The following is a 14,498-nucleotide window of genomic DNA, read 5'->3' as shown; positions in this document are numbered from 1 at the left end:
TTGGTTATATTCACTCAAAATAATGAGAACTGACAAGAAATTCATAGAATCCATTCGTTTTCAGGGAGGTACCTATCACTTGCTCTCCTATCATCAGCAGCGTGTCAACCGCACTTTTCAACAGTTTTTCCCGGAGAAATCACCCTTGAATTTGGAGGAAATACTACCAGCCCTGTCATATGATGACCGATGCAAAGTCCGTGTGGTGTATGGAGAAAATACACTTGATGTAGCATATGCCTTGTACCAGCCGCGACCTATCCATTCTATTCAGCTGGTGACGCATGATGCCATAGCATATGGATATAAATATGCTGATCGCGATGAACTTACCTCTATTTTCCAACAGCGCAAGCAATGCGATGACATCATCATTGTGAAAAACGATCAGGTCACAGATAGCTATTATGCCAACATTGCGTTGTTTGATGGACTAGAATGGATCACACCAGAATCTTGCCTGCTGCCCGGAGTGAAAAGACAGTCACTTATTGACCAACACATTCTTCGTAAAAAGAAAGTGACCATCAGAGATCTACAGCAATTTCAATCAATCAGCCTGATCAATGCCATGCTCGATTTAGGTGAAATTCAATTACCTATCAGTAAAATTCACTTTTGAACAGGCAAAAAAAAGAGGACACTCAAAAGTGCCCCCTATTACGTAAACCTAACTAACAACTAACTCTAACCTATATTGTAATCATTTGCACATCCAGATCGTACAAGTCTGAGAAATTCAGACCTGTATCAATCATCTCTGGATGGGTGGATGCCGCTCTCCATATCACCTCCACATCTCCACCTGTTAATTTTTTTAGATTGAGGTATTTGAATAAATCAAACAATACCTTCATTGTATTCATGTTGGCATCACTCAGACAGATGTCTACACTGACCGATCTGCTGGCGATGGTATCTTTTTTGAGCATGGACACTACTGGCTCGATCAACTCCCGTGCATTTGAAGCGGTAGCTTTACCTTTCAGAGTTAGTTTTCGCTGGCCCTTACTGTATTTGATATATGGAGTACTACCAGTAGCTTCTAGTAGTAAATCCTGAGATTGACTGGCGAAATCTTTCATAGAATTGAAATAATTTACAAAGTGAGAAGTAGTCGGTGCGGTGTTACTTGTTGTCGTGCTTGTCATTGTTAGTCGGTTTTGTATATCTACAATGCAAAAGTGGAAACAATACCAATCCTATATAAGAGGGTATCCCGTAAATACCAATTTTACGTGAATCACGTAAGGCACCCTTAAACGTTCCATGTTGATGGATAATATCGAACGGATGTGTTCATATTCGGTCATTTATTTCTAGCTAGTAAATAGCTATATCACTCTTTACCAACTACTTAGCATAGTTGGCAAAGAATTAGCAACCAAAATAGACAAATCAATTACCTATGTTTTCAAACCTGCTTACAGTCGCTATTAGAAGCATCAGTCGTCAACGATTTTTTGCTATCATTCACCTCATCGGACTTTCATTAGGTATGATGGTATGCATCATTATAGCATTGTATACTTCCAATGAGCTGAGCTATGATCAGTTTCATTCCAATGCCAAAAATCTGTATCGGATTAACCAAACCTTTATTTGGGGAGATGACGATGCACTTTTCGGTTCCACTGGACCTGCCGTCATCCATGCTATAAAGGAGGAAGTGCCAGAGTTTGAAGACCTGACCCGTGCACATCCTATCAGCACACAGATAGTGAGTACCGCCAATCGCAAAGAGCAGATTTTCTTCGAAGAAAATGCCATCCTGGCTGTGGACGCCAATTTTCTGGAGCTCTTTACATTTCCACTGATCTTAGGAGACCAATCAACAGCACTGAGCCAACCCAACTCCATAGTGCTTACCGAAGAAATGGCTGAGAAATACTATGCCGAAGAAGAGGCGCTAGGCCAAACCCTGGAGATTGGTGAAGGCGCCGATAAAAAGTCTTATAGGGTGACGGGAATCGTTGCGAATGTACCTGACAACTCCCATATCCAGTTCGATGCACTGATGTCTATGTCTTCACTTCCTGAAGTGGCCAATCGTCGAGATTCCTGGATGTGGACCACCTTCGTCACCTTCGGTCTACTTCGACCAGATGCTGATCCTGAGCTGGTAGCAGAGAAAGTAGCAGCCGTACCTGGTAAATACCTTGAAGCGTTCCTTCAAAAATACCGAGGTATCAGCTACAAGGAGTTTATCGAATCAGGTGAAGAATGGGACCTTTACATCCAGCCCTTGCTGGACATCCACCTAAGATCATCGAATGTCTACTCCAGGTTGAATCAAACAGGTGACATTCAAAACATCTACATACTTTGGGTAATAGGTGCATTGATATTGGGGCTTTCCCTGATCAATTTCATTAATCTATCCACAGCACGATCTGCCTCCAGAGCCAGAGAGGTAGGAATCAGAAAGGTGATTGGCTCCAGTCGTTGGCAATTGATTTACCAGTTTATCACCGAGTCATTCTTATATGTGCTCTCATCAGTTTTGATTGCTTTCTTTTTGAGCGAAATGGTATTGCCATTCTTCAATACACTGGCGTCCACAAGTCTTGACACCAGGCTGCTGGTCAACCCTATTGCCATTGTAGTGATTGTCCTAAGCACCGTTCTAATTGGTATATTGGGAGGTGCCTACCCGGCATTTTATCTTTCTTCTTTCCAGCCGGCACGAGTGCTCAAAGGAAAGCTGGCACAGGGTCTCAAAGGTGGAAGCGTAAGGAACGTACTGGTGGCTGTCCAGTTTACGATTAGCATAACGCTCATTGCTTGTACCCTAATCGTGCATGATCAGGTGCAGTATTGGACCAATTATGATCTGGGATTTGATCGGAATAACAAGATTGTCATCGAACATGTCAATCGGCTTGGGAATCAGACGGAATCATTCCGAAATAGTTTGATGACCAATTCAAAAATCAAAAATGCTTCGATTACATCAGACACCCCGCCACTTATCTTCGACTTTGACAATTTCGAGCGCAGGGGAGTGTCCAACTTTAATCTGTCGGTAAACTACCTCACAGCAGACGAACATTTTATGGACGTCTTCGGACTAGAACTACTTCATGGTAGAGGGCTGCAAAAAGGCTTCAATGACTCTACCAACCTGGTGGTCAATCAATACTTTACTCAAGCCTTTGGGTTTGACTCTCCGGAGAGTGCCATAGGCGAGCAGATCAACTATGGAAACACTACCTTCAAGATCATAGGAGTAATGGACAACTTCAACACCAACCTGTCCAGCACCTTGTATCCAGTAGCCATACTTGATCATAAAGCCCCTATCTTCAGGAATCCTCAAACCAAACTAGTCATTGACGTGAATGATTCCATGACAGGTGAAGAAGTACAGGCCCTGCTGTCCGACTTGCAAGCCAAATGGACTTCATTTACATCCAGAAGTCCCTTCTCCTACTCGTTTGTAGATCAGGAGTATGAAAACTTATTCACTCAGACGATCAATTTTGGCAAGATCCTAACCGCTTTTGCCATCATGGCAGTCATCATAGCCTGTCTGGGTTTAATTGGGCTAGTGGCATTTGTAGTAGAAAAAAGGAACAAAGAAATAGGTGTACGAAAAGTACTGGGAGCGACCATCTTGAATATTTGGGTGATGTTGTCTTCTGACTTTGGCAAGCTACTCGTGGTAGGTTTTGTGATATCGGCACCTGTCACGTGGTTTTTAATGAACAAATGGATTGAGAACTTTGAACTGAGGACGGACATCTCACTGCTCACCATTCTTGGAGCAGGAATTCTTATGGTCCTTATCGCGATAGTCACCACGAGCTTCCAAACCATCAAGGCTTCCAAAATCAATCCGGTGGATTACCTGAAAGAGGAATAAAAAAAGGGGCCAAAAGCCCCTTTTTTCATGTATTTTATTTTTGAAATAAACTTTATTCAGATACAATCTTCTCTGCCAGCACTGTCACCTTATTATTAAGCACTTCAACCACTCCGCCACTCACATGAATGTGGGTTTCCACCGGCTTTTTCTCTTTCATTCTCACATAAGTGATGTCACCATCACCTAAAGTCGAGATCATTGCCGCGTGGTTTTCCAGTACCTGGAATGAACCATCACTACCCGGGAAAGAAGCGTTGGCTACCTCTCCTTCAAAAACCTTCTCGTCTGGTGTTACTATTTCTAAAAACATATTTCGGTATTTCAGGCTTCAAAACCACTTGGGTGCTTCTGAAGGTTAATGAAATGATCGTTTTTTCAATATCGGCTTTCGCTTAGCAACTTATGCGTTTGCCTCAGCCATTAGCTTTTCACCTTTTGTTACAGCTTCCTCGATAGTACCTACCAGGTTGAATGCTGCCTCAGGAAGGTGGTCAAATTTACCATCCATGATTTCATTGAACCCTTTGATGGTGTCTTTGATATCAACCAACACACCTTTCAGACCGGTAAACTGCTCTGCTACGTGGAATGGCTGTGACAAGAATCTTTGCACCCTTCTGGCACGATGTACTACTTGCTTATCCTCGTCAGACAATTCGTCCATACCAAGGATGGCAATGATATCCTGAAGTTCTTTGTATCGTTGTAGAAGCTCTTTTACTCGCTGTGCACAGTTGTAGTGCTCATCGCCAAGGATCTCAGCAGAAAGAATTCTGGATGTAGAATCCAATGGATCTACCGCCGGATAAATACCTAGCTCAGCAATCTTACGAGAAAGTACGGTTGTAGCATCCAGGTGAGAGAAAGTTGTCGCTGGAGCAGGGTCTGTCAAGTCATCCGCAGGTACGTAAACGGCCTGTACGGAAGTAATGGATCCATGCTTAGTAGAAGTAATACGCTCCTGCATAGCACCCATCTCAGTAGCCAAAGTAGGTTGGTAACCCACCGCTGATGGCATACGTCCAAGAAGTGCAGACACCTCAGAACCAGCCTGAGTGAATCGGAAGATGTTATCTACGAAGAAAAGGATATCTCTTCCCTGTCCTTCACCATCTCCGTCACGGAAATATTCTGCAATGGTCAGACCAGAAAGTGCCACTCGAGCACGTGCCCCTGGAGGCTCGTTCATCTGTCCGAATACGAAGGTTGCTTTGGATTCTTTCAGATCTTCAGTTTTCACTTTAGAAAGATCCCATCCACCTTCTTCCATTGAATGTTTAAAATCTTCGCCGTAGTTAACGATCCCAGCTTCGATCATCTCACGAAGCAAGTCGTTTCCTTCTCGAGTACGCTCACCTACACCAGCGAATACAGAAAGACCAGAGTAAGCTTTTGCAATGTTGTTGATCAACTCCTGGATCAATACGGTTTTACCAACACCAGCACCACCGAACAATCCAATTTTACCACCTTTCGCATATGGCTCAATGAGGTCAATCACCTTGATCCCTGTGTAAAGTACTTCAGTAGAAGTAGATAGGTCTTCATACTTCGGTGCATGCCTGTGAATCGGCAGACCTTTGGTTGTAGTTGGCTGCGGAATACCGTCAATAGCCTCACCTACCACGTTGAAAAGACGTCCTTTTACATCTTCTCCAATAGGCATCTGAATTGGGCTACCCAAGTCCTCAACTTCCATTCCTCTCATCATACCGTCAGTTGCATCCATCGCAATGGTACGCACGGTATCTTCTCCTAAGTGCTGCTGTACCTCAAGAATTACAACAGTACCATCGTTTTTTGTGATCTTTAATGCGTCCATGATGTTTGGGAGCTTTGAGCCTTCAGCTTCAAAACTAACATCGACAACTGGACCGATAACCTGGGTAATTTTACCTGTATTAGCCATTATTTATTGATTTAAATCAGCGTATCTCGAATCGGTTGCGAAATTAATCTAAAATTGATTAAGAGAAAAAGTAAGCTGTTGAAAACTGCTATGTTTTCAGCAATATTCTAAATGTAGTCCCTTTATCCACTTCTGAAGACTTCACAAAGATCTTTCCTCCGTGATAATTCTCTACTATTCTTTTGGTTAACGTCAAACCAAGTCCCCACCCACGTTTCTTGGTAGTAAATCCCGGTTGGAACACCTGCTTGATCCTGTTTTTAGCGATTCCCTTACCTGTATCAGCAATATCAATGGAGACTTGACCTTCGTTGACCTTCATGATTTTGATGTTGATCCTGCCGACTCCTCCCATCGCATCTACTGCATTTTTAATGATGTTTTCAATCACCCAGGCAAACAAGGGCTTATTCAGTGCTCCCAGGATTTCATCTGACGGAAATGCCTCGATTTCCATGACCACCTTCCGGGAAATACGTTTTTGCAAGTACTTAACCACTTCATTGATTACCTCAGGAACATTCTCTTCGCGTAGCTGAGGTACACTACCGATATTGGAAAAGCGCTCTGTGATCATTTCCAGACGGTCCACATCCTTTTCCAACTCCAGAAAAATGTCTTGATGCTCAGGAAATTGCTCTTTGAAGTATTCTGTCCAGGCCAGCAATGATGACAATGGCGTTCCCAATTGATGGGCTGTTTCTTTGGCCATCCCTACCCACACCCTATTCTGCTCGGCTGTTCGGGAGTAGTTGAATACGGCAAAGGTGATCAGCGCAAAGATGGCAATGACCGATAGCTGGATGTACGGATAGTATTTGAGCTGAGTAAGTAGCAGCGAATTCTTATAATAAATGGTCTTATACCCATAAATCTGTCCATTGTCTGAAAGGGTGACCAAAATGGGCTCGTGCTCCTCCCGCATACGCTGGATCTCAGCGTATAGAAAGTCCCTGCGTCGTGTACTGTCTTTGATCGCATCTGCCGCAGGTAGATTCTTGTAGTAATCTGCCTCGCCATACTCATCCGCCACGATCACAGGAATGGTGTTGTTGGCATCCACAATTTCTTCCAGGATAAATACCGCATTGGACAGTTCGCCATCATTGGTGAGGTACTCTAGAGTCTTGGCGTATAGCGCAATTTGCTTGCTCTCCCGATCGCGGATTTTCTGCACCAGCTGGCTGGTATATACGATAGAACTAGCACTGATCACCACAGATACGGCTAGCACGATCCACTTAAAACTGGATCGCTCAGAATATAGGTTGAATGTAGGGGTCTCTTTAAAGCTCACTGCCTGAAACGTTTGACTGTTTCAGGCAGTAAGTTAGTTATTCTATGAAAATGGTCAGGTCAGTTTTTCATCATGATCCACTTACCGAGCGTCTTATAATTTACCTTGGTACCGTGCATCAATATTCCGATTCGATAAATCCTACTAGCCAGCCAGATGGTGAATAAGAAGCCTCCGATCATCAAAACCATCGAAACCGCCAACTCCCAAACAGGCACGCCAAATGGGACACGCATCATCATAATAACCGGCGAGGTGAAAGGGATCATCGAAAGCCAAAATGCCAACGATCCATTCGGGTCATTTAGCACGGCACTCAACATGACTATGGCGAAGATGAGCGGTACGGTGACTGGAAACATAAACTGCTGCGCATCTGCATCGCTATCCACAGCAGAGCCAATAGCTGCGAACAAGGCACCGTACAACAAATACCCGGTCAGGAAGTAAAACAAGAACGAAACCACTACCATCGGTAGGTTAATGGACTCGATGGCACCAGTTAATTTCTCCATGATATTTGGATCATTTTGTGGCATATCCTGCATATCACCTTGAGGAATGTCCATTGCCTCCATCTGCTCGGTTTGTTGCTTATTCAGGTCTGCCCGACCATCCATAAACGCAGCACCTGCTACAGTGCTGATGGTGATCGTTAATAAGATCCATAAAATGAATTGGGTCAGTCCCACGCTAGCGATACCAATCACCTTGCCCATCATCAGCTGGAAAGGCTTCACAGAAGCGATCACCACCTCAATAATCCTGCTGGTCTTTTCTTCTACCACACCGCGCATGCACATGGCACCATAAACGAAGATGAACATGTAAATCAAGAAGGCTGCCACGTATCCCACTGCAGTAGCACCTATAGAACTACTCTCTTTTTCATCACCAGACTCTGTCAGGTTGATCGTATTGATATCAACATCTGCTTTCAAGCTTTCCAGCACTTCCTTATCAAGGCCAGACCTGCGGAGTTTGATATTCTCAATTTCCCCTTCGATCTTTCGGCTCAAGCCAGATACCATCCCGATACTTGGATTGTTCGGAGCATAATAGATCACTCCATTGGGACTGTCAACGTCAAGCTTTGGAATATAAAGCAGGCCATCATAATCTCCGTTAAGAACTTTTGCCTTGGCGTCATCCAATGAATTGGTGGTGTAGTCAAACACATTGTCATCAGAGTCAATAAACACCTCTGAGAACATACCGCTTTCGTCTACTACCTGTATATTTTTCTCATCGCTGCCTTTACTAGCTGTCCAGCCAACGATGAACAAGAATCCGCCGAATAAAATAGGCGCCAACAAAGTCATGATGATGAATGACTTCTTCTTTACTCTAGATAAGTATTCTCTGGAAATGATTAATCCAATATTATTCATGACTGCCTCCTTTCACTTTGCTGATGAAAATTTCATTGATGGTTGGTACTTTCTCGATGAAGGAATGGATCTCCACTTCCTTGATCAATTCCTTGACCAGGTTATTCGGTCCGCCAGCGGTCTTATCCTTCAGCACCGATTCTGTCAGACCAATTTCGGTCTTGCTGGATCCTAAGAGTTCATAATGCTCCGAATTGGCCAGTACACCTTCATGCGTGACAATAAATGTACCGTCCTTGTGATCGTTTTTGATGTCCAATTTCTTGCCATCCAGAATCTTTTGGGATTTGTTGATCAGGGCAATGTGATCGCAAAGTTCCTCTACGGACTCCATGCGGTGTGTGGAGAAAATAATGGTTGCTCCATCATCACGCAATTTGAATATTTCGTCTTTGATCAGGTTGGCATTGACCGGGTCAAATCCAGAGAATGGCTCATCCAGGATGATCAGATCAGGCTCATGTAGTACAGTAGCAATAAACTGCACTTTCTGTGCCATCCCTTTCGATAGATCTTCTATGGCTTTACCCTGCCATTCGGTTAAGTCCAGACGCTTGAGCCAGGACTTGATGCGGCTCACTGCCTCAGGTCGGCTCAGGCCTTTCAACCGGGCGAGATAGAGCAACTGCTCTCCTACCTTCATTTTTTTGTAGAGGCCGCGCTCTTCAGGTAAATAACCAATTTTGCGAACCAGCTCCGGTGTGATTTTTTCGCCGTTCAGAAAAGCTTCACCACTGTCCTGCTCGATAATTCGGGTGATAATCCTGATCAAAGTAGTCTTACCAGCGCCATTAGGTCCGAGCAAACCAAAGATACTTCCCTTCGGTATGGTCATGCTCACATTGCTTAAGGCCTGGTGATTACTGTAGGATTTACTAATGTCGTCGATACGTAGTAGTTCCAAGTCGAATAAAATTTAGTTACGGTTGATTAGTCTGATATTGGTTGAATTTATTACACTTGATCTCAGAAAAAATCAAGGTTAATTCTCACAACTCATCATCTGGTGAAATTAAAGCTGTTTTTATACACCTCCTATGCGGTGTTCATTTTTTTAATCATTTCGGCAGTCATTGTTCCGTCTTTGGCGATTATGGCCACTAACAGCAAGTGGCACCAAGCGGCATTAAAGCTTCATTTAGTTTGGGCCAAAGCGTTTTTCACCATTGTGATGCCTGTGGAAGTGATTGGCAAGGAAAAACTCAAAAAACAGGGTCAATACATCTTCTGTGCAAACCACTTTTCTTATCTGGATATAGCCGCCTTCTACCTGGTCTATCCAGCAAAATTCATCGGCAAAAGCTCCTTGACCAAAATTCCTGTTTTCGGTTATTTCTTTCGAAAAATCCACATCCCGGTGACCAGGGAAAGTTCCAAAAGCAGAGGCATGAGCCTGCAGAAAACCAAGGAAGCCATCGACCTGGGATATAGCGTATCCTTTTATCCTGAGGGAGGAATTATTGTCGGTGGCGATAATCTTCCCTACATGAACCCGTTCAAGGATGGAGCATTCAAAGTAGCCGTGGAGAAAAACATTCCGATTGTGCCCATTACCATGCCTTATAATTTCCTCATCTTGCCCGACGAAAAGCCACTACGCTTTCATCCACACAAGTGCAAGGTGATCATTCATGACCCGATCTATCCAGATGACTCGGGCGAACGGCAGATTCCTGCGCTTAAAAAACGAACGTTTGATGTAATCCAGGAGGAACTACTAAAGCATCATCCAGAGCGGGTGAAATGACCACCATTCCCTTAAAAAGGAATTAAAAAGGAAAGGGTGCATTATCAACGACCCCTTACATGAGATTCCCGCCTACGCGGGAATGACGTCAGTAGAAAAAGAACTTCTCCCCCTTCACCTCCATAAAATCCAATCAGAAGGTTAATTTTGTTGGCAGACGTGAAAGACTATGAAAATAGATAAGGAAACACTTCATAAAATTGCGCACCTGGCTCGCCTGGAGCTGGACCCGAAAAAGGAAGATGCCTACATCAAAGATCTGGAAGAGGTACTTACCTGGGTGGAAAAGCTCAACGAGCTGGATACCGAAGGTGTAGAGCCTCTCACCAACATGTCTTTTGAGGTGAACGCTTTTCGCCATGATGAGGTGGATAACACACTGGAACATGACCGTGCCCTGAAAAACGCACCAAAACATGATGAAGATCACTTCAGAGTGCCCAAAGTATTGGAGTAAGCATGAACAACTACTTTTCCCGACTGGTCATAGGGCTCTTCATCGGAGCATTGATCTTACTGCTCTACAGATACCAAAGGGGCTATGACGATAGCATCGAGTATTATGTAACCACCTCTGCTGAAACGACTGAGTTTGCAGCCTACCCTTTTACCAAAGGCCCGTTCCAGTTTAGCTTCAAGGGAGAAGCTTACTCACTGGCAGAATCATTCGCAGCTGGGCCAATCGTGCGAGACATCAATGCGGAAACGGGCTTTTTAGCGCTTATTCTGATCGGTCTTTGCTTGATTCTAGCAACAGTCAGCTCCTTGCCCAGATGGCTATTCACTGGCGTGATGGCCCTGTTCATCTTCTTCATCATCAGCCTGAACCTGGACGAAGTAGGCTTGTTTGGACTATCCAGCAACACCAGTACGACCATGATCATTCTGCTGATCCTATTTGTCGTACCGGCATACCTCTTTCATGCTTTTTTCACAGAGGTTTCTCTGAGCATTCGGTTCGTAGTATTTGCATTGCTCAGTGCGGGTATTGCCTATTTTGGAGGTGTCCCACAGCAAGCTCTTGTAGATCAATTTACCGTAGGCAGTCACTTTGGCTTAGCCATTATTGGTCTGCTATTTTTATTTCTCATCGCTGAGGAGAATGTATTTGCCATTCTTTTCTTGATCACCAAGTCCAAAGGTGGTAAAAACAACCACCTCCATTTCATCGTGTTTTCGCTGGTCTATCTAGGGATTATCGGGCTTTACTATGGTAAAAAATCTGGCATTCTGCAAACAGAAGTAGCCTTCTTTGACCCATTTATCCTTCTGACCATTAGTGGTATCGTTTCTCTGTGGACGGTTACTTTTAAAAACGAGCTCTTTGGCAATTTGCTTTCAGTCGGTAATGCCCGAATGTTATTGGCCGCCCTTGGGGTTGTGACTCTTGGATTGCTATCGCTAGCCATGTATCGGGGAAATGATGCCGTTTATGAAAGCTTTCATTACCTGATCATTTATGCCCATCTGGGTTTTGGGGCGTTCTTCTTTATCTACATTTTAGTCAATTTCTTAACCCCGCTAATCGAAGGACTCATTGTCTATAAAGTCGTCTACAAATCACAAAACTTTCCTTATACAAGCGCTCGTCTGGGTGGACTAGTAGCTATTGCGGCTTTCTTTTTTCTTGCCAACAAAGAAGCTTTACAGCTCCTACAGGCTGGTCGTTTCAATTACATCGGAGCACAAACAGAAGCAAAGGGTGAATCTCTTCTGGCGGGAGAATATTACCGGCAAGGAGCCATCTTCGGTCATGATAACCACTACTCCAATTACAAACTGGGTTATCGCGAATTACAAAAAGGTGATACGCAAGAAGCCAATTTTCGCTTTTCAAGAGCAGCTACCAGGTACCCATCTCCACAGTCCTTTATCAACAAATCGAGCACTTACGCGGTAATGTCAGAAGCCACTCCCTCACTGGTGTCATTGAAAGAAGGCCTTCGCGAGTTTCCGTCCAATCCACAGCTGCAAAACAATCTGGGCCTGACCTATGCAGATCAGGGCAAAACGAAAGAGGCAATTGACCTGCTGTCTCAGGCAGATCTTTCAGGAGAATGGACCAATGCCAATCTGGTCAACCTCTGGAAACTGCAGCAAAATGCAGAGCAAGCTCAGTCTGATTTTGAAAACGGTAACCTGGCCGTAAAAGCGAATGTATTGCACAGTTTGCTCAAAACACGTCAGGAAGTACCGCTAGAGTTCGACACTGCGGATCTCTACCCTTCTTATCCTCTGCACCGAATGGCTTTTCTGATCAATGCCAGTTGGTATTTTCAGGATCCCAATATTCCACAAGCCATCTATAAAGCACTAAGCGTCCCGGTAAATGAAGATGTCTATTGGCGAGCTAAGATTGCAGCAGGTATGTCCCAATTTGGCCTTGGGCAAATCAATGATGCCCTAAGAACAATGGATCAACTAGTGGCTGAATCTCGAGGAGCACAAAAGGCACGAATCATGAACCAAATGGGGCTCATTGCACTATCCCAACACACCATTGATGAGGCGCTGAGGTTCTTTGAACAAGCAATTGCCGAAGGAAATGAAGCAGCCTTTCTGAACAAAGCTGCTTGTCTACTTGAAAAACATGACCTGGATGAAGCCATCAGCTGGTCAGAATACCTCATGTCGATTGATTCTAGCTTCGCGCAACTCAATCAGGACCTCAACGCTATCCGATCTCCAGAAGGTCTTTCTGCTGATTTACAGAAAATGCGGCTTTATTATTTCTACGAGAATTATACGACTGCAGAAATCAGCTCCGCTCTTGCTACCGCAGATGATGCCTATCTGCTCAGTATTTGGACCAAAATTTCAAGAGAATCTCTCCTGAGTGAAGACCCAATGAGATACCAAAAATACCGGACCATTTTTCAGGAATACCTGAATCCCGAGTTGTTTATTGAACCAGATATGATCGTACAATTGAATCAAGGCAAGACACCTCAGCCATCCAACCATCCGGTAAGCCAGTTGTTACAAGTTCAGGATAGTAGCCAATTCAGTCAGATTGCTCAGTTGGTAGGTAGGAATGCTTACAATGAACCACTCGTGCTCGCTGTGGCTAACTACCTTCAGGCCAAAGACGAATCCGCCGCTTATCAACTATTGGTGGAATGTGTAGATATCAATAAGAGCAGTGTTCCTCTTAGAAAGCAATATGTGCTCACAGCTATCCGAACAGGCCTGCCCAAGTATGCTGAAGGGATGCTGGTAGAGCTGGAGCGTATGATGAGCACACTTGATTACAATGAATTTCAAGCCAAAGCACAGCAATTAAAAACAGAAGTTGCAACGGACAGCTGGAATTAATCCAATTCCTTTTCGAAGAGAAATTCTAAAGCTTTCTTCAAGGAAGTATTACGATTACTATTCTTCCAAATGGCGGATAGTTGTGTACGCTGTGGAATGTTAGTCAGAGGTATGGACTTAATCCTCAACTCGTATCCATCCACTAATGACGTAGGCACTATCGCAATCCCTAGTCCATTCTCGACGAGTTTGAATATAGTAAAAGCATGAATCGACTTGTGCGAAACCGTTGGTTCAAATCCCTGATCTCTGCAAATGCTGACAACTTTGTCATAATACTCTGAGCTGTACTCACTGGAAAATAGAATGAATTTTTCCTCTCTGAGCTGACCGATATTCTCAAATTGCTCCACCGTCATGGGATGATTTTCAGGCAGTACAATCGAAAAGGAATCTTCATGCACCCTACGTGATTCCAAGCCTCCTGGTAAGGAGGTCACCCGAACAAACCCTAAGTCCAATTGATCTTTCTGAATCATTGAAACCTGCGCATGATTTGGAAGCTCGTCTAGAGAAGTATGGATATTGGGATACTTTCTATTAATACCGGTAATCAATCGGGGCAAGACATGATGAATGGCAGACCCAACAAAGCCAATTCGTATCTCCCCAAAATCCCCCTGATGGATTAAGCCGACTTGTTTCCTGGTCTGGTCCAGTTGATTGAGCAGCCGATCTATCTCCATTTTGAAAAATTCTCCAGCAGGAGTCAATCGGACAGACCGCTTCGTTCGGGCAAAGAGCTGTGCTTCCAAAATTTCTTCCAGTTGCTTGATCTGCCTACTCAGCCCTGGCTGGGCAATAAACAACCGCTCAGATGCCTTTCTAAAGTTCAATTCTTCCGCTAAAACCTGGAAATAGCGAAGGTGCCTTAGCTCTATTTGATAACTCATGGTTATTATCTGTTGACAAAAATGGTATTTAGAGATATTAAAACTACCCGATAACTTTGAAAAAAAGATCAAACCTGC

The 14,498-nt window shown here is 44.0% G+C and carries 12 protein-coding genes; 5 read left to right on the top strand and 7 right to left on the bottom strand.

Translation table 11 applies throughout. From position 1 onward, the window contains the following. Positions 1–22: 22 nt before the first annotated feature. A complete protein-coding gene (locus ACO067_RS14685) occupies positions 23–622 on the top strand; it encodes an aminotransferase class IV (RefSeq protein ID WP_421875252.1) in 600 nt (199 codons plus the stop codon). Between the two features lie 70 nt (positions 623–692). Here the strand turns inward: ACO067_RS14685 and ACO067_RS14680 are convergent, their stop codons facing one another. Further along, positions 693–1,085 carry a SiaC family regulatory phosphoprotein gene (locus tag ACO067_RS14680; protein ID WP_421875250.1) on the bottom strand — a complete coding sequence of 131 codons (393 nt, stop codon included), beginning with the start codon at positions 1,083–1,085 and terminating at the stop codon, positions 693–695. A 323-nt stretch (positions 1,086–1,408) separates the two neighbouring features. On the opposite strand from ACO067_RS14680, the gene ACO067_RS14675 reads away from it, so the two are divergent. Continuing rightward, positions 1,409–3,865, top strand: coding sequence for an ABC transporter permease (locus tag ACO067_RS14675; protein WP_421875248.1), 2,457 nt, complete (start codon positions 1,409–1,411; stop codon positions 3,863–3,865). Positions 3,866–3,917: 52 nt separating this feature from the next. Here ACO067_RS14675 and atpC read toward each other — a convergent pair whose 3' ends face one another. From atpC to ACO067_RS14650, 5 genes are all read right to left on the bottom strand, one after another. Then, positions 3,918–4,178 (bottom strand): ATP synthase F1 subunit epsilon, encoded by a 261-nt coding sequence (atpC, locus tag ACO067_RS14670; protein ID WP_421875245.1) that lies wholly within the window; start codon positions 4,176–4,178, stop codon positions 3,918–3,920. 90 nt (positions 4,179–4,268) lie between these two features. Then, positions 4,269–5,777 (bottom strand): F0F1 ATP synthase subunit beta, encoded by a 1,509-nt coding sequence (gene atpD, locus ACO067_RS14665; RefSeq protein ID WP_421875243.1) that lies wholly within the window; start codon positions 5,775–5,777, stop codon positions 4,269–4,271. An 88-nt stretch (positions 5,778–5,865) separates the two neighbouring features. Further along, complete coding sequence (locus tag ACO067_RS14660) at positions 5,866–7,074, bottom strand: sensor histidine kinase (protein ID WP_421875241.1); 1,209 nt, start codon at positions 7,072–7,074, stop codon at positions 5,866–5,868. 59 nt (positions 7,075–7,133) lie between these two features. Continuing rightward, positions 7,134–8,465 carry an ABC transporter permease gene (locus ACO067_RS14655; protein WP_421875239.1) on the bottom strand — a complete coding sequence of 444 codons (1,332 nt, stop codon included), beginning with the start codon at positions 8,463–8,465 and terminating at the stop codon, positions 7,134–7,136. Then, complete coding sequence (locus ACO067_RS14650) at positions 8,458–9,369, bottom strand: ABC transporter ATP-binding protein (protein WP_421875237.1); 912 nt, start codon at positions 9,367–9,369, stop codon at positions 8,458–8,460. The genes ACO067_RS14655 and ACO067_RS14650 overlap by 8 nt, the downstream gene beginning before the upstream one ends. 102 nt (positions 9,370–9,471) lie before the next feature. Here ACO067_RS14650 and ACO067_RS14645 point away from each other — a divergent pair, with 102 nt between their 5' ends. The 3 genes from ACO067_RS14645 to ACO067_RS14635 all read left to right on the top strand — a co-directional run bounded on the left by ACO067_RS14645 (position 9,472) and on the right by ACO067_RS14635 (position 13,527). Then, entirely contained in the window at positions 9,472–10,212 is a 741-nt protein-coding gene (locus tag ACO067_RS14645; protein ID WP_421875236.1) for a lysophospholipid acyltransferase family protein, read from the top strand. A 169-nt stretch (positions 10,213–10,381) separates the two neighbouring features. After that, positions 10,382–10,669, top strand: coding sequence for an Asp-tRNA(Asn)/Glu-tRNA(Gln) amidotransferase subunit GatC (gene gatC, locus ACO067_RS14640; protein ID WP_421875234.1), 288 nt, complete (start codon positions 10,382–10,384; stop codon positions 10,667–10,669). Between the two features lie 2 nt (positions 10,670–10,671). Beyond that, a complete protein-coding gene (locus ACO067_RS14635) occupies positions 10,672–13,527 on the top strand; it encodes a tetratricopeptide repeat protein (RefSeq protein ID WP_421875232.1) in 2,856 nt (951 codons plus the stop codon). Here the strand turns inward: ACO067_RS14635 and ACO067_RS14630 are convergent. Further along, positions 13,524–14,420 carry a LysR family transcriptional regulator gene (locus ACO067_RS14630; RefSeq protein WP_421875230.1) on the bottom strand — a complete coding sequence of 299 codons (897 nt, stop codon included), beginning with the start codon at positions 14,418–14,420 and terminating at the stop codon, positions 13,524–13,526. The two genes, ACO067_RS14635 and ACO067_RS14630, sit on opposite strands and share 4 nt — an antisense overlap. Positions 14,421–14,498: the final 78 nt, after the last annotated feature.

It is taken from the genome of Marinoscillum sp. (genome assembly GCF_965229915.1).
GTDB lineage: Bacteria > Bacteroidota > Bacteroidia > Cytophagales > Cyclobacteriaceae > Marinoscillum.
The sequence above is the reverse complement of the archived record's forward strand: the minus strand, read 5'-3'. Positions and strand labels throughout refer to the sequence as shown.